This window comes from Brevibacillus sp. NPDC058079 (assembly GCF_042885155.1).
In the GTDB taxonomy this organism is placed as follows: Bacteria; Bacillota; Bacilli; order Brevibacillales; family Brevibacillaceae; genus Brevibacillus.
This window is the reverse complement of sequence record NZ_JBHVSO010000003.1, coordinates 331,968-352,863: the sequence shown is the minus strand read 5'-3', so window position 1 is coordinate 352,863 and position 20,896 is coordinate 331,968. Positions and strand designations below refer to the sequence as shown.

Below are 20,896 nucleotides of genomic sequence, written 5' to 3'. Positions count from 1 at the left end.
GAACGACGAGGGTATTGGAAACCTGAACATGGTATCATGAGAAATAGATATATATATTGAAGAAATGAGGAAATTACGGATGAGTACGCAGGAACACAAGGCGCTATCGCCCAAGCAAGTCACATGCATGGTCATAACCGTTTCCGATACTCGGACAGAGGATACAGATAAAAGTGGACAGTTAATGAAGCAGCTGCTGACTGAAGCCGGTCACAGCATTGCGCTTTATCAAATTGTAAAGGACGAGCCTGTACAAGTCATTGCGGCAATCGAAGCGGGAATCACACATGACGACGTTCAAGTCATTCTTCTCAATGGCGGTACTGGCATTTCGCCAAGAGATAATACCTTTGAGGCTGTTTCTGGCTTGCTTGATAAGGAAATGCCAGGATTTGGTGAGCTGTTTCGGATGTTGAGCTATACAGAGGACATCGGTTCCGCAGCGATGCTCAGTCGTGCGATTGCAGGGACGCGGAAAGGGAAAATGATTTTTTCCACGCCAGGCTCGACAGGTGCGGTGCGACTGGCGATGAATCGGTTGATCGTGCCAGAGCTGGGGCATGTGGTGCGCGAATTAAATCGTTAACGATTTGCCGTTAGTAGTCTCGTATGGTACTGTTACGAAAGGAAAAAGATCGGTCAGACCATGAACCATCGATTGCAGATGGTTTTTTGGTGCCGAATTTTGCAAGGAGAGTAGACCCATCCATGAAGATTTTACTATCGACCTTAAACGCCAAGTTTATTCACTCCTCACTCGCTTTGCGTTATTTGCGAAGCTACGCCCAGGAAGCATTTCCTTCGATTGAGCTGGTGGAGTATACCATCAACGATGTGACGTTAAATATAGTAGCAGATATACACAAGCGCAAGCCCGATGTCGTTGCATTTTCCTGTTATATCTGGAACATTCGTGAGACGCTCAGTGTCATGCGCACGCTGAAAAAGATATGCCCGGATGTTCCGATTATCCTCGGGGGACCAGAAGTGACCTATGATGCGGACGAATGGATGAAGAAGCATCCTGAAATCGATGTCATCTGCATTGGTGAAGGGGAGCAGACCTTCTTGGAGCTTTTGCAGGTGTATCAGGAATCATTGCAAACCAAGCAGCCTCCACGCCTGCGTGATGTAGCCGGAATCGCATATCGCGAAGAGGAGTACGTGCGTTTTTCCATGCCGCGTGCGCAAGTGGAAGAGATGGACAGCATTCCTTCACCATACGCGGACCATTTGGACGAGCTGAACAACCGCGTCGTCTATTTTGAGGCATCCCGTGGCTGTCCGTTCAAATGCCAATACTGTCTGTCCTCGATTGAAGACGGCGTACGCTATTTCAGTCTGGAACGAGTGAAAGAAGATCTCATGCGTTTGATCAATCACGGCGTCAAAACGATCAAGTTCGTGGATCGCACATTTAACATCAATAAAAAATATGCGCTGGAAATCTTTCAGTTTTTGATCGACAACCACAATGGAACGGTCTTCCAATTCGAGATCACAGCAGACATTTTGCGAGCGGACGTACTCGACTTCTTGACCGAGAACGCACCGCCAGGCATTTTCCGCTTCGAGATTGGGGTTCAGTCCACAAATGATGAAACCAACCGCCTTGTTCAGCGGATTCAGCGCTTTGATCGTCTTGCGCGTACAGTGACACAGATCAAGGATTCGAAAAAAATCGATCAGCATCTGGACTTGATCGCTGGTTTGCCTGAGGAAGATTATGCATCCTTCCGCAAAACCTTCAATGACGTGTTTGGTCTACGCCCGGAAGAGCTTCAGCTCGGCTTTTTGAAAATGCTCCGCGGGACAGGCGTTCGTGCGCGTGCGGCTAATCATGGCTATGTCTTTATGGATGAGGCTCCTTACGAAATTTTGGGGAATAACGTCCTTTCCTTTGATGACATGCAAAGAATCAAGCGTGTAGAAGACATTCTGGAAAAGTACTGGAATGCGCACCGGATGGACTATACAGTGGAGTGGCTGTTGGCGAATCAGTTCGAAACGGCTTTTGACTTCTTCCAGACATTTGGTGACTATTGGGAAAATCAAGGCTGGAGCCGTATCGGTCATCAATTAGAGGATTTGTTCATGCGTTTGCAGAAGTTTTTGCAAATCCAGCAAGTGGACGGTATGGGGCATGTGCTCAGCATGATGAAATTCGATTTCCTGCGCAACCAGAAGCATCGCCCGCGCAAGCTGTGGTGGGAGGATGTCATGGACAAGGAAGAGATGCAACAGACGTTCGCTGTCCTAACAGAGCAGCGTGAGCGACTCCGCGATGATTTTGCGGCACATGCTGCATTGGAAAAAGACTACTTCAAGCACACGCTGACTGCCAAGGTGACCTTTGACATTGAAAAATGGATGGAGACCGGTGAGCTTGTCGAGGGAGATTTTACACTCGTCGTGTATTATCCGTACAAAGATGAAGAGCAAAATGCTTTTGCTGTCGTCAAGCAGGACGTCCAAGCAGCAGGCTAAACTACCGGATTATCTGATGAGTTGGGGGGGGGAGGAGACGCAGATGAACGCAAGCGAGTATACGGAGGTTGTCGAGGAACTGTTGCGTGCACATGGTGATTCGATTCTGGCTGGTCCAATGGAGCAGTACATGAAAAATCATTTTCCTTTTCTGGGGATTAAATCACCACAGCGCAAAGAACTGACGAAACAAATCTTTCGTGATTATGGCGTACCCGAAAATTGGGAGCAGGTCGCTCGTTCCTTGTGGGCTTTGCCAGCGCGCGAGTACCAGTATGTAGCGCTTGACGTACTCGAGAAGTCCAAAAAGCGTCTCACCCCTGACCATCTCCCGTTCGTTGTCGAACTTATCACGACAAAATCGTGGTGGGATACCGTGGATTATTTGGCTTCCCATACAATGGGCAGATTGTTTGCCTTGCATCCCGAACTGATCGAATCGAATACGACAGCCTGGATGAATGGAACCAACATGTGGCTGCAACGAACGGCGATTTTATTTCAGTTGTCATATAAAGACAAGACAGATCAGCGGCTGCTCTTTTCCTTGGTGGAAAGATGCGCGGATTCCAAAGAGTTTTTTATTCAGAAGGCAATCGGCTGGGCGTTGAGAGAGTATGCGAAAACAAATCCCGACGCCGTACGTGAATTTGTAGAAGCGACGTCACTCGCGAGTTTGTCCAGACGTGAAGCGCTCAAACATCTATCATGATAGAGTCGTCTGGCATATCTGTGCTTGATAAAATACGTAAATCTATTGCAAAATAAACAAGTACCTTTTTTTAGGTTCATACGTAATACATAGAGTCAGATATCGTGCGATGCCATAGCTGCTAGTATGTCAAGAAATGACCGCACTGTGGCAAGGATAGGGGATTTTGCCTCATGGAAGTCGACCTGCTGATGTCAATCATAGAGCAATACGGCTACGTAGCGATTTTTTTCCTGCTTTGGCTGGGGATTGTAGGTTTGCCGATTCCCGATGAACTGGTTGTCGCTACAGGAGGATTTCTTGCCTCCATCGGCGTGCTAAACCCATGGTATTCTTTTTTGGCGGGATATTTAGGGGTTGCCTCCGGATTGACGATTGGCTTTTTACTTGGAAAGTACTTTGGGAAACCGATATTGAAATGGCTGTGCAAAACCGAGAAAATGAGGAACGCGGTGAATCGATCAACGGGCTTGCTGGAGAAGTATGGTACTACTGCTCTTTGCATCAGCTACTTATTTCCGGTTGTCCGTCATGTGGTACCTTATTTGGTTGGGCTTGGCGGTATGACGTTCCGTCGTTATGCGATGCTGTCTTATCCAATCGGGTTGGTTTGGACCATCGCCTTTTACTTTCTCGGCCATGTATTCGGTAATAATGTGGAAGCCATTATCGAAGTCATCCGTAAATACGGTTTCTACGCTTTGCTGGTGATCGTGGTTGTTTTGGGTGTGGTATTCTTTGTACGCAAGCAGTTTATGGGAAATCGGGCATATCGGGCAAAAGGAGATTAAGAAATGTACCATCAACAATTAGCTGCCCATCGCCGCAATTTCGTGCTGGTGCTCGTCATAAGCTGGGCCCTCCTCTTGGTAGGATACTTCAATTCGAATGTCTGGGTGCTGGCGGCAGGAGCTTTACTGCTGAATGGCTATGCTTATTACTTGATGCAGACAGACAAGCGTCTGGCTAAGGAAAAAGGTTTTCGGGTTCCGGAACTGAGCCTTTTGCTGGTCGCATTTTTAGGAGGAGGGATCGGTGCGCTTGAGGGCATGCTTATTCAACGGCATAAGACCAAGCATACCTCTTTTCTCATCCTGGTCCCGCTCTTTTGCATCGCGCAAATCTTGCTAGTCATTTGGTTAACGCAACTATACTTGGATAAAAATCTCGTGTCGTAGGTGGCACGGGATTTTCTTTTTGCGAATGGGATTTTCTTGTTTGAAAATTCAGCCTATAATAAAGGGGAACGATAGAACAAGCTGAGGAGGTAGCTATGTCTCAATCAAGCCCCCTAACGAAAGCGCACGCACAGCAATTGGATGTACAGGACGAACTCGCGAGCTATCGCGAAGAGTTTTATTTGCTTCCGAGCCTGTATTTGGATGGAAACTCGCTTGGTCTCATGTCAAAAAGAGCGGAAAAGAGTGTCATGGATCTGATGCGGTCTTGGAAGGAGCTGGGTGTGGAAGGCTGGACAACGGGTAACCATCCGTGGTTTTTCTTCTCGGAGAAATTGGGGGAGATGAGCGCAGCACTAGTAGGGGCAAGCCCCGAGGAAGTGATCGTAACGGGTTCTACGACGATCAACCTCCATCAGTTGGCAGCTACCTTCTATCATCCGGTTGGGAAAAGGACGAAGGTGATTGCAACCGAGTTGGATTTCCCTACTGATATATACGCACTCCAGAGTCAAATGAAGCTCCATGGACTGGACCCGGAAGAGCATTTGGTTCGGGTAGCGTCAAGAGATGGCCGCCTGATCGAGGAAGAGGACATTATCGATGTGATGACAGATGAAGTAGCACTGGTAGTCCTCCCGACGGTCCTGTATCGCAGCGGCCAACTGCTCGATATCGAACGGTTGACAGCAGCTGCACATGCGAGAGGCATTCTGATTGGTTTTGACGGATGTCACTCTGTAGGCGCGATCCCGCATTCCTTCAGCAAATGGGGAGTGGACTTTGCATACTGGTGCAACTACAAATACGTAAATGCAGGGCCCGGAAGCGTGGGCAGCCTATATGTGAACCGAAAGCATTTTGGCAGGGCTCCGGGTTTGGCAGGATGGTTCAGTTCGAAAAAGGATAAGCAATTTGACATGGAACATACGCTGGATGCATGTGAAAATGCGGGCGCTTACCAGATTGGTACCCCGCATATGCTGAGTCTCGCCCCACTGCTTGGTTCCTTGGAAATGTTCCAGGAGGCGTCCGTGGAAAAGCTTCGTACCAAGTCGCTCGGCTTAACGCGGTTCATGATGGATTTGATCGAGGTGGAGCTGGCAGACATGGGCTTTACGATTGCGAACCCACAGCAGGATGATCGCCGAGGTGGGCATGTCAGCCTTGAACACGATGAAGCCATACGTATATGCAAGGCTTTGAAGGAAGCGGGCATTATTCCTGACTTCCGTGCACCAAACATCATCCGATTAGCCCCCGTTGCTTTCTATACGACGTATACAGAGGTTTGGGAAAGTGTCCAGATATTAAAGACGATCATGCAAGAGAAGAGCTACGAGAAATTTGAGAACAAGCGCGAGGTAGTTGCTTAGCAGGTCCGACTTAGGTTGGACCTGCTTTTCTTTTTGAGTACGCCTTTTACGGGATTTCCTTTCCATTATTGGGCACACTATCCGTACCTGTAGGCAGGCTACATTCCATGGAAGGGTGAGCAGCTTGAGCCAGTTTTTTCAAGCATGGCAAAAAAGAAAAGAAGCCCTCCAGTCAAAATCGTTGGAGCAGTACGCCGACAAGAGCATGGAAAGCGTATCAGATGTTACGCTCACAACAAATGTGGAAGAAAACATTCAATTGATTGAAGCGCAGTTTGGAAAGTGTGACGATCTCGTCATTCGTCGTTTTCAAACAAAGTCAAAGGCTCAGGCCGCTATCGTTTTTATAGATGGCATGGTGGATCGCAATGTCATCAGTGATTTTATTATTCGCTATATGACGACTCCCGATATCACCTATCATGATCCGGCTACAAATGAGCTGGATTTGACAGACAAACTGAGGCAGATCGTCCGAAATATTTTGTCTGGATGTGCAGTGCTGATCATTGATGGGTGTCAAAATGCTTACTTGAATAACACAAGAGGATGGGACAGGCGTTCGGTGGAAGAGCCTCAGACGGAGTCAGTCGTCCGAGGACCCCGGGATGGTTTTTGTGAGACGTTGTGCGTGAATTCAGCGCTGATCCGCTTTCGCTTGAAGGACCCTAATCTCAGAGTGCGTCATATGGTTGTCGGTGAACGAACACAGACTGACATCTACGTCATGTACATCGACGGCATTGCGTATCCCCCGATGGTGGAAGAAGTGATTGCGCGAATTGAGAACGTTCATGTGGATTCTGTGCTGGAGAGTGGTTACATCGAACAAATGATCCAGGATCGGAGATGGTCCCCATTTCCGCAGATTCAAAACACGGAGCGCCCTGACAAAGTAGTGGCCAATCTCTTGGAAGGGAAGGTAGGCATTCTGGTTGACGGGACACCGTTTGGTTTGATTGCCCCGGCTGTATTTTCGCAGTTTTATCAGAGTCCCGAGGATTATTACGAGCGATTTTACATCGCGACCTTGATTCGTTTCATTCGGATTATCAGTATCAGCATCGCCTTGATGTTGCCGTCTCTTTATATCGCTTTTAGTGCGTTCCATCCGGAGATGATTCCTTCTCGACTGGTCATTGCGATGGCGGCAGGACGATCTACTGTTCCATTCCCTTCTCTAGTCGAAGCCCTGATTATGGAGTTGGCCATTGAGATATTGAGGGAAGCTAGCGTGAGGCTGCCGGGGCCAATAGGTCCTACGATCGGGATTGTTGGAGCACTCGTGGTCGGGGAAGCGGCGGTAACTGCTGGGCTTGTCAGTCCTGTCATGGTAATCATCGTAGCTGTGACGACAATCGGCTCGTTCGCATCCCCGAGTTACAGTGCAGCGATTGCCATTCGGATGCTCCGCTTTCCGGTTATGATCTTGGCAGGGATGTTTGGTCTTTACGGTATTATGCTGTTTGTGATCGTCATCCTCATTCACTTGTCTTCATTGAAATCGTTTGGAGTACCCTATATGAGCCCACTTAGTCCGCTCAACCTGAATGGAATGAAGGACTTGTTCATAAGGGCTCCTCATCATCTCTTCAAAACAAGGCCGATGATGTTTCATGTCCAAGATAAAATCCGGATCAGAGAGGAGGATAACCCGAAATGAACAGGAGGGAGGGGCACGGCTGGCACCAGACTCTATCGATGTGGCAGCAAATTTGTCTCATCACAAGTACCTTAATCGGTGTCGGCGTGTTGACCCTTCCTCGTACAACCAGTTCGAAATTATTTGAGGCAGGCTGGATCGCCCCCCTTATTGGCTCTGCAGGTGCGTTTGTTTCCTTATGGTTGATTGTCAAATTGAGCAAGCGTTACCCAGGGGAAACCTTTATTGAATACAGTCACAAGGTATGGGGATCCGCCAGACGGCCTTGGGTGGGCAAAGTATTCAGCCTCCCTTGGATTTGTATCTATCTGGTATACCTGTATTTTTCCACGGCAGTCGTATCGCGGGTATTTGGTGAAGTGGTAGTAACTTCCGTACTTTTGCAGACTCCGTTGGAAGTTATTCTCATCACGATGTTTTTGTTGGTCCTATTTTTGTGCATGCATGAGGTGGAAGTAGTAGCGCGAGTGAACGAGCTGCTGTTTCCCTTTATCATCCTACCTCTTCTCTTCATCGCGATTGCGTCGTTTCAAAAAGCGGAATTTGGAAATCTCCTGCCGATCAATCATGTGTCGATGCGTTCAACGGCGGAGGGAGTATACGAGGGGATCTATTCTTATTCCGGTTTTGAAATCATGTTCGTCTTTTTCGCTTATGCAAATCAAAACACGAGCAAAGAATTAGCGGGATTTTACAGCTTGTTGATTGCAGCACTGCTCTACATGCTAATTGTGGTGGCTGGTATCTCGGTATTCGGATACGAGGAGCTGCAGAGGGTGACATGGCCGACGCTTGAATTGGTCAAGTCGACGCAAGTGCCTGGATTAATTTTGGAACGATTGGAGTCCGCTTTTTTGGCTGTGTGGGTTTCGGCTGTTTTTACTACGGTAGCCAATGCGTATTACGCTGTTGTTTATTCACTGAGACAGTTGTTTCGCAAGGGAATCAGGTTTCAAAGAATCGTGGCTTCTGCCCTTCTCGTCCCTTTATTCTTCTTTTCCCTCATTCCCCAAAACATTACAGAAGTATTTAAGTGGGCGTCGTTGCTGGGGTTGTCTAGCCTGGTTATTAATTTGCTGTTCCCCGTCGTTTACTGGGTAGCAATCCTCATCCGTGACATGGTGACCCGACGAGAGGGGCGGAATATCGATGGGTAAGTCTTTTAGATACTTCGCTTTGCTGATCATCTGTACAATCTTGCTGACGGGGTGCTGGGACAGACGGGAATTGGAGGAACGCGCATCGGTATTGGCTATTGCGATTGATCAGGATGAAAAGAATAAAAATCTGTATAAAATGACCGTCCAAATTCCGATTCCCATCAAAATCGCGGGGAGCAGCGGGAAGGGGGGAGGGAGTGGTGCGGATGCCGTGAAAATCATGAGCGTGACAGGAAGAACGGTGACAGATGCTGCCAACAACTTGCAAATGCGGCTGAACCAACGATTGTTTCTTGGACATACGCGTGTTCTCGCTTTGAGTGAGGAGATCGCTAGAAAGGGGATCCAAGACATCATGGACAGTTTTCGTCGCGAACCGCAAATACGGCGACTCCTGTGGCCCATCGTCGTAAAGGGCAAAGCGTCTACCTTGCTGGAAATCAAGCCGAGGATCGAGCCAATTCCGGTCGTCTTTTTGATGGGGCTGATCGAAAATGGCATGAAATTAGGCAGAATTCCGGATCAAACGTTGGGCGACTATTTCAATCAGACCTCTAATCTTACCATGGAGCCGTTTCTGAATTATGTAGAGGCAAGTAAAAATGAGGTGAGCTGGAAAGGGGTTGCTGTTTTTCGTGGACACAAGATGATGGGGATACTGGATCACCTGCAAACATGGGCATTGATCCAGCTACGAAATGAAAAACCGGGTGGAGACATTGTGATTGCGTTGCCGAAAACCAAGAACGGATATGTAAGCTTTCGTCCGCACTTCGCACAAAAAAAGGTGACCATTCATGATGACTTTTCCGCTACTTTTCATTGCGAGCTCCAAGGGGATATTGTCGAACTCACAGAAGACCTGCATATTTCCCCAGAGCAATTCGTCACACAAATGCAGGCGCTGATAAAAAAAGAAATGGAAAAGCGTTCAAAGAAGCTTTTGCAGCAATTACAAAAGCAGTACAATAGCGACATTTTGAAGCTGGGCCTTGCACTGCGTGCGAGGCATTACCAAGATTACTGGAAGACTCACGACTGGAAGGAAGATTTCAGGGATTTTCCGGTCCGCGTTACTTACACCATCAAGCTGCGCCGTCTTGGTATGGAAATGCAATAGGAGAGCGATCACTGTGGATAATCAGCAACGTAATTTTGGTACCTGGCAAATTACAAGCATTATGATCAGTTCGATGATCGGGGTGGGGATTCTCACCATCCCGAGAACATCCACCATTCTTCTTCAACAAGCGGGGTGGATAGGCCCTATTTCAGGTGCCTTAATAGCCGCCACGGCAGTGACGGCTATCGTGTATTTAGGTAATCAGTTTCCTGGCCTTACCTTTGTCGAATTTATGCCGCGGATATTTGGTTCTGTCATAGGCACCCTGTGTATTTTTCTATTCATTCTTTATCAGTTTTTCAATGCAGGTATAACAGCCAGAGTGTTTGGGGAAGTCGTGGTGACCTCCGTGTTGCCAAATACACCGTTGGAGGCAATTGTAGTCACACTGCTTTTGTTGGTCGTGTTTCTATGCTGTCATGAGATTGAAGTAGTGGCAAGGATAAATGAGCTGTTGATTCCTTTCCTCCTGTTACCGTCTCTCTTGATTCCGCTCGTCTCCTTCATGAACGCAGATTGGTACAATTTATTGCCATTTCATATAGAGTCATGGACAGATGTCGTAAAAACAGGTCTGGATACATACACGCTTTATACCGGATATGAGCTATTAATGGTTTATTTTGCTTTCGCGATGCCAGGTGCAAGGCTTGGAGTGGCAAGCATTACAGGTATGAGCTTTGCCTTTGTCGTTTATTTGATTACAGTTATCGCAGGTATCACTGTATTTGGGTATGAAGAATTACAGCGGCTGATTTGGCCTACGCTTGAACTGGTCAAGGTCACGCAGAGAACTGGCTGGTTTTTGGAGCGTTTTGAGTCCGCTTTTCTTGCGATCTGGGTTGCTTCTGTATTTACAACGATCGGGAATATGTTTTATGCGACGATTTTTTCATTACGGCAGTGGTTTCGAAAAGGCATTCGTTTTCAACGAATTAGCGCGATCGTGATGATGGTGCCACTTTTTTTCTTTTCGTTAATACCGCAAAATATGGTGGAGTTGTATTCATATTTAAAACACTTGACCACCATGGGGTATATGGTAACCATCTTCATTCCGATCTTACTGGCCATCACCCAATTCATGCGCAATCAGTTCAACAAAGGTCGGGAAGTGAACAATGAAAAGGGAGGGACATAAGAGCCCCTCCCTTTGTAGCATGCTTTTTTCAAAGAAGATGTGGTTAGATCGGTTTTTCGGCTTGCTCAGGCAAGTGTTCCGAGATAGTCGAAATCATGGATTGACGTGAGGAAGCATCACTGTTTTGCCACAGCACTTCAAACAAAACGCCTAAACCTGGGAGCGTCTTCTCCTGACCGCTCGAAATAGCATCACTGATGGTTTCTTCGACTGCGCTTGGATCTGAGCCTTGCATTTTGTACATGATCGCTTGACGTAAGTTGAGTGAGGCAATATTCATGACCGTGCTACACCTCTCTTGTGAGAATGAATTCAAGAAATAGTATTTGTAAACGCTGATTTGTGCATACCATGCTTTTCGAACAAAACGTTCATGACCGTTTTGTGGCGGATGTTTTGGATGTGCTATAATGCTTGATATTGGTAAGTTCCGTAAAGGAGAAGATTAATATGTCCAAGCAATTTGCCATTATTGGGATGGGACGTTTTGGTTCTAGCGTGGCGAGAACGCTGTACGAGATGGATTATGAAGTCATGGGAATAGATGAGAACGAGGAGCGTATTAACGAAAATATTCAGTACGTAACGCACGCGGTAGCAGCTGATTCTACGGATGAACGCGCCTTGAAGGAAATCGGCATTCGCAATTTTGACGTAGTCGTCGTGGCGATTGGGGTCGATATTCAGGCGAGCATCCTGACGGTATTGACACTGAAAGACTTGGGTGTCAAAAAGATCGTGGCAAAAGCACAGAATGAGCGTCATGGACAAGTATTGTACAAGGTAGGAGCTGACCGTGTCGTATTCCCTGAGCGTGACATGGGGGTGCGGGTCGCCCACAATCTGATCTCCTCTAACGTTCTTGACTTTATTGAGCTGGCAGAGGACTACAGCGTGGCGGAGGTAGTCGTGTCGTCCAAGCTGGTCGGTCAAAACTTGCGGCAACTGGATATTCGGAAAAAATACGAGGTCAACGTTATTGCCATCAAAAGTGGAGATAAATTCAACATCGCTCCTAGCCCGGATGAAGTCATCCAATACGGCGACGTGCTTGTGGTGATCGGGAACAACAAAGACTTACGCGAATTTGAGGAGCGGGCATAGGTTTATGACAAATGAAATCATTACTTCGGTACAAAACCCTCTGGTAAAGCGATTGCACCAGTTGCTGTCTCGGAAAGGACGAGAAGAGCAGCAGCGTTTTCTCGTGGAAGGGGCGCATCTGGTAGAGGAGGCGTTAAAAAGCGGGGCGGAGGTAGTCACCGTTATTTACGATCAGCAGCGTGACATGGACCCTGCCTGTCAGCGTGCTCTGGCTAATCATCCGGAAGCTGTCCAGGTCATTGCGGCATCAGAAGTAGTACTGGCGAAGCTGTCCGAAACCAAGTCACCACAAGGAATTGTGGCCGAAGTGAAAAAAACAGCAGCAGATTGGGCAAAATGGGTAGATAAGAAGAGAGAGGAACAAGGCAGCTTGCTACTCCTCTTTTTGGACGAAATACAAGACCCGGGCAACCTCGGCACGATTTTGCGTACAGCAGAAGCGGCAGCAGTTGATGGTGTCGTACTTGGAAGTGGAAGTGTCGATATTTACAATGGAAAAGTGGTACGGGCCACAATGGGGGCACTGTTCCGCATCCCGGTCTTTACACAATCGTTAGTCGAGACGGCAGATGAATGGAAGGCAAAGGGAGGGCGAGTTCTGATCTCTTCCTTGGAGCAAAACAGTGTTTCCTATGACGAGGCTGATTATGCTGGTCTGACGGCAATGGTTATCGGAAATGAAGGAAGAGGCGTCTCCAAAGAGATGTTTGCCAGGGCAGATCAATTCGTTCACATTCCGCTTTATGGCGGCGCAGAGTCATTGAATGCAGCAGTCGCGGCAGGAATTTTTGTATACGAGGCACAACGCAAAAGAAAAGATCGGCATGCTTAGCCGATCTTTTGCTCACTTTTTTTCTCTTTGTACTCTTCGCGCGCGAGCTGCCATTGATCTTGCGCCATCCGGATAATGCCGCTCTCAATGGTGTGGTTGCGAAAAGCCAGTGCCTTGCCGAAATACTTGATGGCTAAGTCAAACTTTTCGAGTCTGCGGTAGAGTTCACCAATCAAGTACAGCAAGCGGACTTCGGTCATTTCCTTGTCGCCGCGTGTATAGTCGGAATGAATATACGATTGTTCATATTCTTCCACGGCCATATCAATAAAGCGCATTTCTTCCGCGATATTTTTCTGGAATCGATAAAGCCATGCGAGACGCAAATACAGACCCGCTTTTACGGAATGGGGCTGATCCGTTAGTTCAGCTGCGTAAATGGCCAGTTTGTAGCTGACAATGGCTTCTGGTACATGACGAACCTTCCCAAAATCTTTTGGCTTCCATTTCGAGGAGATTTGTTCATCCACAATCTGCTTTTGCCAAGGGGCGAGCTTGTCCCGGAATTGATCCGTAAAGGCGAAGCCGCATTCAGGGCAGACATTGACGGTATATAAAATGGGATTTAAAGATTGCTCTTTAAAGGTGGTATAAAAATCGCTGTCGCGATTGACCATCGTCAACGTTCCGCTTCTGATCCTTTTGGTCGAAAAGGTCGCTTGGCAATGGCGACAGTTGATTGTCTTATCGTAAAGGGCGGAAACATTATCAATCATGTCAAAATCCCCTTTCGAATGGGTAACATATACATGAAAACACTCTCTTGATATGTAACATTTGTAGAATTGAAAGTTCTCTCTTGTTGCGCTATAATTTTCCTTACGTAACAATTATAACGTAAAGCGATGACGGAGACTAGTACGCAGGACCTATCTGTTTTTTCAGGGAGAAGATGTCACAGACTGCGAGCATCTTTAACATGATAGCTGCCGAATTCACTCCAAAGCCGCACTCTGAACCGCTTTTCGCGCAGTAGGAGCAGCCGGGTCATACCCGTTACCAATGATCTGAAGTGAGACAAATGTCTCTTTCCACTAGTGATATTGTCATGTATTTGTCACAGGCTGGAAGTGAATTGTCTAACAAGGGTGGTACCGCGAGAAAAAAGTAACTCGTCCCTTTCCTGGGGCGGGTTTTTCTTTTTTTTTACGTTAGCCTCGATAGAGGTTATTTTATCAAATGAAAAAAGGAGCGATTCGAAGTGCAAACTCGGTTGCAAGAAATGAAAGAGTCCGCACTGGGCCAAATCAGCCAAGTGACAGAAGCCGCACAACTTCAGGATTTGCGCGTCAAATACCTGGGGAAAAAGGGCGAGTTGACAGAACTGCTGCGCGGAATGGGCGGCTTGTCCCCAGAAGAGCGTCCAGTTGTCGGTCAGCTGGTGAATGAAGTAAGGGAAGCCCTGGAAGCAGCGTTCTCCGGCAAACAACAAACATTTGAAGAAGCGGCTCTCTTTGCCAAGCTTTCTTCTCAAACGATCGATGTGACACTGCCAGGACGTCCAGTACCAGCAGGCACCATGCACCCACTCTCTCGGATCATTGAAGAGATCGAAGACATTTTCATCGGCTTGGGCTTTGAGGTGGCAGAAGGTCCTGAGGTTGAAATGGACCACTTCAACTTCGAGATGCTGAACCTGCCGAAAGATCACCCGGCACGCGATATGCAAGACACGTTCTACGTTACAGAAGAGCTGCTGCTCCGTACGCAGACATCTCCTGTGCAAGCACGTACGATGTTGAAAAAAGAAGGTAAGACCCCACTCAAAATGATCTGTCCGGGTAAAGTGTATCGCCGCGATGATGACGATGCGACACATTCCCACCAATTCACGCAGATCGAAGGTCTCGTGATTGATAAAAAAATCGGGATGAGTGACTTGAAAGGTACCCTCTTGACGTTTGCCCGTCAAATGTTCGGGGAAAACCAACAAATTCGCCTGCGCCCAAGCTTCTTCCCGTTCACGGAGCCTTCCGTAGAGGTAGACCTGCAATGCTTCAACTGCGGCGGTCACGGTTGCCGTGTATGTAAGCAAACAGGTTGGATCGAGATTTTGGGTGCTGGTATGGTTCACCCACGCGTACTGGAAATGGCCGGCTACAACCCTGAGGAAGTCAGCGGCTTTGCATTCGGTATGGGTGTAGAACGAATTGCGATGCTCAAATACGCGGTAGAGGACATCCGCCATTTTTATACCAACGACGTTCGTTTCCTGCGTCAGTTCAATCGAGGCTAGAGAGGAGAGGCAAAGATGAAGGTATCATACCAATGGTTATCTGAATACGTCGATCTGAGTGGAACGACGCCCCAGGAGCTGGCTGAAAAGCTGACTCGCAGCGGGATTGAAGTAGACGCAGTTGAATCGCGCAACGCAGGTGTATCCGGTGTTGTGATCGGTTATGTAAAAGAACGCAGCAAGCACCCGGATGCAGACCGTCTCAACGTATGCGTCGTTGATGCAGGACAAGGAGAAGACTTGCAAATCGTATGTGGTGCAGCGAACGTAGACAAGGGACAAAAAGTTCTCGTTGCCATGATCGGTGCGAAGCTCCCAGATGGACTTAACATCAAGCGTTCCAAGTTGCGCGGTGTAGAATCCCAAGGGATGATCTGCTCGGCAAAAGAATTGGGCTTAAACGACAAGCTTCTGGCAAAAGATCAGCAAGAAGGCATTATGGTCTTGCCAGCGGATGCGGAAATCGGAATGGATGCTATTTCCTACCTCGGCTTGGATGACTATGTGCTGGAATTGGGATTGACGCCGAACCGTTCGGATTGCTTGAGCATGCTGGGGGTTGCTTACGAGGTAGCCGCTATTTTGGGCAAAGAAGTGGTATTCCCGCAAATCGAGCTGACCGAAAATGGTGGCGAAAACCCGATCCAAGTCAAGATCGAGGCTACAAATGAAAGTTATCAATACCACGGTCGTCACTTCACTAACGCCAAAATCGCGACATCTCCGCAATGGATGAAAAATCGCCTGATGGCAGCGGGAATTCGTCCGATCAACAACGTGGTAGACGTGACCAACTATGTCCTGCTCGAGTACGGTCAGCCGCTGCATGCTTTCGATGCGACACAAGTAGCTGATCGCTCTATTGTCGTTCGACTGGCAAAAGAGGGCGAAAAGCTCGTGACATTGGATGATCAAGAGCGCACGTTGGATGAGCAAACCTTGCTGATTGCCGACCAGACCAAAGGCTTGGCGATCGCAGGGGTAATGGGTGGAGCGAACTCCGAAATTACTGGCGAGACGAGCGAAATCATCCTCGAAGCAGCTTGGTTCACGCCAAAAACTGTACGCCGCACAGCTCGTATGCTCGGCATGCGTACAGAAGGCTGCGTGCGTTGGGAAAAAGGCGTTGACCAAGCGCGTGTGCAGGAAGCGGGAGAGCGTGCTGCTGCTCTGATTCAGCAATTGTCTGGGGCGACGGTATCCAAAGGAATCAGCTCTGCTGTTGTAAGCGAAGCTGCGCCTGCTGTTGTTTCCGTTACGCTTACAAAAATCAATCAGCATCTCGGAACCGATATGTCGGCTTCTGAAGTATCGCCGATTTTCGAGCGTTTGCAATTCCCGTATGAAGTAGCGGGTGACAAATGGACGGTAACCGTTCCAACGAGACGTGGCGACATTACGCTGCCAGAGGATTTGGTGGAAGAGGTTGCACGTCTGTATGGCTACGACAACATTCCGACCAGCTTGCCTTCCGGTTCGACTACACAGGGACAGTTGACAAAAGAACAGCAATTGCGCCGTACCATCCGTCATCACCTAATCGGTACTGGAATGAATGAAGCGATTTCCTATGCACTGGTTCATCCAGATCGTGTCGAGGCAGTAGCGGGTCTGCACCAGGAAAAAGTAAACCCTGTTGCGCTCATGATGCCAATGAGTGAAGACCATAGCGTTCTGCGCACGAGTTTGATTCCAAGCCTCTTGGAAACAGTCGCTTACAATAAAAACCGCCAAAACCACGATGTCGCGATTTTTGAATTGGGTCGTGTGTTCTTGACGAAAGAAGAAACACTCACGCAGCTTCCAGAAGAGCGTCTGTATGTAGCGGGTGCATTGACTGGACAACTGCTCACACAAAACTGGATGGGCGCTAAACAGCCTGTTGATTTCTTCCAAACCAAAGGGATTGTCGAATCACTCTTTGCTCGTTTGGGTATCCAAGCTGCCGAATACAAAGCGGTTCAGGACATCGCAGGTATGCACCCAGGACGTACCGCAGAAGTATGGGTAGGCGAAAAACGTCTGGGCTATCTGGGGCAAGTTCATCCGGGCACAGAAAAAGCGTATGATCTGTCCGAAACGTACGTATTCCAATTTGATGTAGCTGCTTTGATTGATGTGTCTGCCGAGGTAGGACATTACAATCAGTTGCCGAAGTCCCCAGCGGTAACGCGTGACTTGGCTCTCGTTGTGGATCGCAGTGTAGCTGCTGGTGCATTGGAAGCAACGATTCGTGAAGCGTCAGGTGAGCTGCTCGAGTCCGTAACCTTGTTCGATGTATACATGGGTGAGCGTATTGCCCAAGATAAGAAGAGCATGGCATTTGCCCTCGTATTCCGTCACGCAGAGCGTACTTTGCAGGACGAAGAGATTCAACAAGTGACTACTGCTGTCATCGAAGCCTTGAAAAACAACACAGGCGCTGAACTGCGCATGTAAGATTGCTTGACGAAAACTGACATTTTCAGTAACCTAAAAAGGATAAAGTAGAGCAAAGGTCGCAGTAGGGAGGTACCTCTCGTGCAAGGTGATGGGAAAAATCGTTTGACGGTGGACATCTTTGGCCAACAATACCGGCTCAGTGGCAAGGCAAGTGTCAATCACATACGCATGGTGGCCGGTTTCGTTGATGACAAGATGAACGAAATCGCAAACGGCAACCATCGACTGGATACTGCCAAAATTGCCGTACTTTCTGCGGTTAATATCGCGGATGAATACTTCCGCTTGCGTCAGGAGTACGAAGAACTGCTGAAAATCATTCAGGAAGAGGCAAAGGCTAAACCGATAGATTAAGGAAATGAGGGGCGCAATGCCTCTCTTTTCACGTTGTGGGTAAAAATGAGAAGAGCCACCCCGTCTTTGATGGGATGGCTCTTTGTTGCATTTTGCCTATGTCTCCTGCTTGTTCCCGGCATCTCCATTACGCAAATCCATATGGTTTTTGATCGGAATAAACAAGTCGATGATCCCGATCACCAAGGAAGCCAGAAGCGCTCCAAGAATCGTTACGCGGAAGCCAGAGACGATGAACTGAGTGAGATAAATCACGACGGCACTGACCAAGAAGCCGATAATACCACGATTGTACGGCGAAATTCGATCTCCGAAAATGGCTTCTACGGCCCAGCCAATCAGTGCGATGACAACGGCCGCGAACAGAGCTGTCCAAAAACTGCTAACCGAAAAGCCGGGGACCAGAAAGCCGACAAACATCAGGACTACGGCAGCGACGATAAAGCGGACGATATGGCGCATGATCGTCAAGTGTACTCCTCCTTTAGGGTTGTTTCACCTTTCATTCTCTCACGCAATGAGTAGAACTATGCTAAACGAAAACGTGTAAAATTATCCTTCGCCGGTGGTGCCTGTCCGAAGCTATCCGTTGCCCAAGTTTTCTAAGCTCCGCTGCCATGCTATAATGGGGAGATATCGTAATGATTGCCGGTATAGACCGTCGCTCCCGCCCGCACGGTACAACGGTCGCCGCTGGATAAAGAAGGAGGAGCACAGTGGAACAACGGGTTTTAAAGACGTTAGAATACGATAAAATAGTCGCCCTGTTGATTGACAAGGCATCTTGCACATATGGTAAAGAAAAAGCATCAGAACTGATTCCTTTTTTACGCTTGGATGAAGTCATTACTGCTCAGCAAGGGACTGAACAAGCAGCAACCGTGTTGCGCTTGAAAGGCAGCGTGCCTCTCGGTGGCATTCGCGATATCCGCGGTCCCGTACAGCGCGCCAGATTGAACGCCATGCTCGCCCCGATGGAATTGCTGGATATCGCCAGCACCGTTATGGCCGGACGCAGGCTCAAAACGTTTTTGCTCGATATGTGTGAGGATCACGAGCTGCCATTATTGCAACAGGAGGCAGAGCGTATTGAGGGCCTGCGCGAGTTGGAAACCGAAATTCGCCGCTGTATTGATGAAAATGGCGACATTTTGGATAGCGCGAGTCTTGAATTGCGACAGGTACGTCAGGAGATTAGACAGCTCGAGTCGCGCATTCGCGAAAAGCTCGATCAAATGACACGCTCGTCTACTTACCAAAAAATGCTGATGGAAAACATCGTTACGATTCGTGGCGATCGTTTCGTTATTCCGGTGAAGCAGGAGTATCGTTCTGTATTTGGCGGAATTGTTCACGATCAGTCGGCATCTGGAGCGACGCTCTTTATCGAACCGGAAGTGATCGTCGAGATGAACAATAAGCTTCGCGAGCTACGCCTGCGCGAGGAACGTGAAGTGGAGCGCATTCTGTATGTGTTGACGGAGCAGGTATCCTTTGCGGTAGAGGCTTTGATCGAGAACACAGAAGCGCTGACAGAGCTCGATTTTATGTTTGCCAAGGCTCAGCTTGCTTGGAGCATGAAGGCGATTTGCCCACGTATCAATGATCGCGGATACGTAAACATGCGAAAAGCGCGTCATCCACTCATTCCACGAGAAGTTGTCGTTCCTGTAGATGTGGAGCTAGGTGGAGAGTATCAGGCGATTGTTGTGACTGGCCCGAATACAGGCGGAAAAACCGTTTCCCTCAAAACAATCGGACTGCTATCCTTGATGACCATGGCAGGCTTGCATATTCCGGCAGAGGAAGAGAGCGAGATGACTGTATTCTCCTCCGTTTTTGCCGATATCGGGGATGAGCAATCCATCGAGCAGAGCCTGTCTACATTCTCGAGCCATATGACCAATATTATTCAAATCTTGGCGAAAATGGACGACAAGAGCTTGGTTCTGTTTGACGAGCTAGGGGCAGGAACAGACCCGACAGAGGGTGCTGCACTGGCCATGTCCATCATCGACCATGTGATTGATTCCGGCGCGAGATTGGTCGCAACGACTCACTACAGCGAATTGAAGGCGTATGCCTACAATAGACCAGAGGTCATCAACGCCAGCGTAGAATTTGACGTACAGACGCTGCGTCCTACTTATCGCTTGCTCATCGGGGTGCCAGGTAGGTCCAACGCGTTTGCCATCGGAAGACGTCTGGGATTGCCAGAACACATCATTGATGTAGCGCGCGGCTCAATCAGTGAGGAAGACAATCAGGTCGAGAGCATGATCGCTTCGTTGGAGCGTAATCGCAAGTCGGCGGAAGCAGACAGGTTAGCGGCAAAAGCGGCACGCGAGGAAGCGGAAGAGCTTCGTAGACAGCTGGAAGAAGAGCGCGCGCAATTTGCTGAAGAGAAAAACAAGCGAATGGAGCGAGCAGAGGACGAAGCGCGAATTGCTGTCCAACTCGCAAAAGAAGAAGCTGAAACGATCATTCGCGAGCTGCGCGAAATGATGGCAGAAGGCATGGAAATCAAGGAGCATCGTCTCATTGATGCGAAGAAGCGCTTGGGCAATGCCGTCCTTGAGCTGGAGAAGGAAAAGGTGAAGAAGCCGGCAAAAGCAGTTCGTGCCACACAGATCAAGGTGGGCGACGAGGTAATGGTGACGAGCTTCGGACAAAAAGGAACCGTGCTGGAAAAAGTAAACAATGAAGAATTCCTCGTGCAGATCGGGATCATGAAAATGAAAGTGAAGCGCGATGATATGCATGTACAAAACTCGATCCAGCAAAAACCACAAGCGGCTCCGTACACCTCTGTGAAGCGTCGCAGTGAGAATATCAAGATGGATCTCGACTTGCGCGGCTACAACGTCGAGGACAGCATTCGGGAAATCGATCAGTTTTTAGATGATGCGCTGTTGGCAGGCTTGCACTCTGTCTCCATTATTCACGGACACGGGACAGGGGTACTGCGCAAAGGCGTGCACGAGTATTTGAGAAATCATCGTAATGTAAAATCCTTCCGCTTAGGTGGTCAAGGAGAAGGCGGCGTAGGTGCTACCATTGCCGAATTGAAATAAGAGGTCGGGAGGGA

Annotated in this window: 19 protein-coding genes; 16 read left to right on the top strand and 3 right to left on the bottom strand. The window is 48.4% G+C overall.

Translation table 11 applies throughout. The features are described 5' to 3' along the window. Positions 1-79 precede the first annotated feature (79 nt). The 10 genes from ACFVS2_RS11815 to ACFVS2_RS11770 all read left to right on the top strand — a co-directional run bounded on the left by ACFVS2_RS11815 (position 80) and on the right by ACFVS2_RS11770 (position 10,840). A complete protein-coding gene (locus tag ACFVS2_RS11815) occupies positions 80-586 on the top strand; it encodes a MogA/MoaB family molybdenum cofactor biosynthesis protein (RefSeq protein ID WP_390234003.1) in 507 nt (168 codons plus the stop codon). Positions 587-708: 122 nt separating this feature from the next. Next, positions 709-2,487 carry a B12-binding domain-containing radical SAM protein gene (locus ACFVS2_RS11810; protein WP_390234000.1) on the top strand — a complete coding sequence of 593 codons (1,779 nt, stop codon included), beginning with the start codon at positions 709-711 and terminating at the stop codon, positions 2,485-2,487. 43 nt (positions 2,488-2,530) lie between these two features. Then, a complete protein-coding gene (locus tag ACFVS2_RS11805; protein WP_390233997.1) occupies positions 2,531-3,199 on the top strand; it encodes a DNA alkylation repair protein in 669 nt (222 codons plus the stop codon). Positions 3,200-3,372: 173 nt separating this feature from the next. Next, complete coding sequence (locus ACFVS2_RS11800) at positions 3,373-3,990, top strand: DedA family protein (protein ID WP_173619104.1); 618 nt, start codon at positions 3,373-3,375, stop codon at positions 3,988-3,990. Between the two features lie 3 nt (positions 3,991-3,993). After that, positions 3,994-4,377, top strand: a complete 384-nt coding sequence (locus ACFVS2_RS11795) for a DUF1294 domain-containing protein (RefSeq protein WP_007728533.1) — start codon at positions 3,994-3,996, stop codon at positions 4,375-4,377. 95 nt (positions 4,378-4,472) lie between these two features. Next, on the top strand, positions 4,473-5,753 hold the full coding sequence (kynU, locus tag ACFVS2_RS11790) for a kynureninase (protein WP_390233995.1): 1,281 nt from the start codon (positions 4,473-4,475) through the stop codon (positions 5,751-5,753). 124 nt (positions 5,754-5,877) lie between these two features. Continuing rightward, entirely contained in the window at positions 5,878-7,416 is a 1,539-nt protein-coding gene (locus ACFVS2_RS11785; protein ID WP_390233992.1) for a spore germination protein, read from the top strand. Then, positions 7,413-8,573 carry a GerAB/ArcD/ProY family transporter gene (locus ACFVS2_RS11780; RefSeq protein ID WP_390233989.1) on the top strand — a complete coding sequence of 387 codons (1,161 nt, stop codon included), beginning with the start codon at positions 7,413-7,415 and terminating at the stop codon, positions 8,571-8,573. Before ACFVS2_RS11785 ends, ACFVS2_RS11780 begins: the two co-directional genes overlap by 4 nt. Further along, the gene (locus tag ACFVS2_RS11775) at positions 8,566-9,696 is read left to right on the top strand and encodes a Ger(x)C family spore germination protein (RefSeq protein WP_390233987.1); all 1,131 of its coding nucleotides are present in this window, start codon (positions 8,566-8,568) and stop codon (positions 9,694-9,696) included. Before ACFVS2_RS11780 ends, ACFVS2_RS11775 begins: the two co-directional genes overlap by 8 nt. 13 nt (positions 9,697-9,709) lie before the next feature. Further along, positions 9,710-10,840, top strand: a complete 1,131-nt coding sequence (locus tag ACFVS2_RS11770) for a GerAB/ArcD/ProY family transporter (RefSeq protein WP_390233986.1) — start codon at positions 9,710-9,712, stop codon at positions 10,838-10,840. A gap of 43 nt (positions 10,841-10,883) precedes the next feature. Here the strand turns inward: ACFVS2_RS11770 and sspI are convergent, their stop codons facing one another. Beyond that, positions 10,884-11,120 (bottom strand): small acid-soluble spore protein SspI, encoded by a 237-nt coding sequence (gene sspI / locus ACFVS2_RS11765; RefSeq protein ID WP_390233984.1) that lies wholly within the window; start codon positions 11,118-11,120, stop codon positions 10,884-10,886. A 170-nt stretch (positions 11,121-11,290) separates the two neighbouring features. On the opposite strand from sspI, the gene ACFVS2_RS11760 reads away from it, so the two are divergent. Together ACFVS2_RS11760 and ACFVS2_RS11755 are read left to right on the top strand one after the other, a co-directional pair. Then, positions 11,291-11,944, top strand: coding sequence for a potassium channel family protein (locus ACFVS2_RS11760; RefSeq protein WP_007728524.1), 654 nt, complete (start codon positions 11,291-11,293; stop codon positions 11,942-11,944). A 4-nt stretch (positions 11,945-11,948) separates the two neighbouring features. Next, on the top strand, positions 11,949-12,776 hold the full coding sequence (locus ACFVS2_RS11755; RefSeq protein WP_173619096.1) for a TrmH family RNA methyltransferase: 828 nt from the start codon (positions 11,949-11,951) through the stop codon (positions 12,774-12,776). On the opposite strand, the gene ACFVS2_RS11750 is transcribed toward ACFVS2_RS11755, so the two are convergent. Then, positions 12,773-13,492 carry a DUF2225 domain-containing protein gene (locus tag ACFVS2_RS11750; protein ID WP_390233981.1) on the bottom strand — a complete coding sequence of 240 codons (720 nt, stop codon included), beginning with the start codon at positions 13,490-13,492 and terminating at the stop codon, positions 12,773-12,775. The two genes, ACFVS2_RS11755 and ACFVS2_RS11750, sit on opposite strands and share 4 nt — an antisense overlap. 485 nt (positions 13,493-13,977) lie before the next feature. On the opposite strand from ACFVS2_RS11750, the gene pheS reads away from it, so the two are divergent. The 3 genes from pheS to zapA all read left to right on the top strand — a co-directional run bounded on the left by pheS (position 13,978) and on the right by zapA (position 17,808). Then, on the top strand, positions 13,978-15,012 hold the full coding sequence (pheS, locus tag ACFVS2_RS11745) for a phenylalanine--tRNA ligase subunit alpha (RefSeq protein WP_390233979.1): 1,035 nt from the start codon (positions 13,978-13,980) through the stop codon (positions 15,010-15,012). Between the two features lie 15 nt (positions 15,013-15,027). Beyond that, on the top strand, positions 15,028-17,451 hold the full coding sequence (gene pheT, locus ACFVS2_RS11740; RefSeq protein WP_390233977.1) for a phenylalanine--tRNA ligase subunit beta: 2,424 nt from the start codon (positions 15,028-15,030) through the stop codon (positions 17,449-17,451). Between the two features lie 81 nt (positions 17,452-17,532). Continuing rightward, a complete protein-coding gene (gene zapA / locus ACFVS2_RS11735; protein WP_007728510.1) occupies positions 17,533-17,808 on the top strand; it encodes a cell division protein ZapA in 276 nt (91 codons plus the stop codon). 96 nt (positions 17,809-17,904) lie between these two features. Here the strand turns inward: zapA and ACFVS2_RS11730 are convergent, their stop codons facing one another. Next, complete coding sequence (locus tag ACFVS2_RS11730) at positions 17,905-18,279, bottom strand: phage holin family protein (RefSeq protein ID WP_390233973.1); 375 nt, start codon at positions 18,277-18,279, stop codon at positions 17,905-17,907. A gap of 245 nt (positions 18,280-18,524) precedes the next feature. Between ACFVS2_RS11730 and ACFVS2_RS11725 the strand changes: the two genes are divergently transcribed. Continuing rightward, positions 18,525-20,882 (top strand): endonuclease MutS2, encoded by a 2,358-nt coding sequence (locus tag ACFVS2_RS11725; protein ID WP_390233970.1) that lies wholly within the window; start codon positions 18,525-18,527, stop codon positions 20,880-20,882. Positions 20,883-20,896 lie beyond the last annotated feature (14 nt).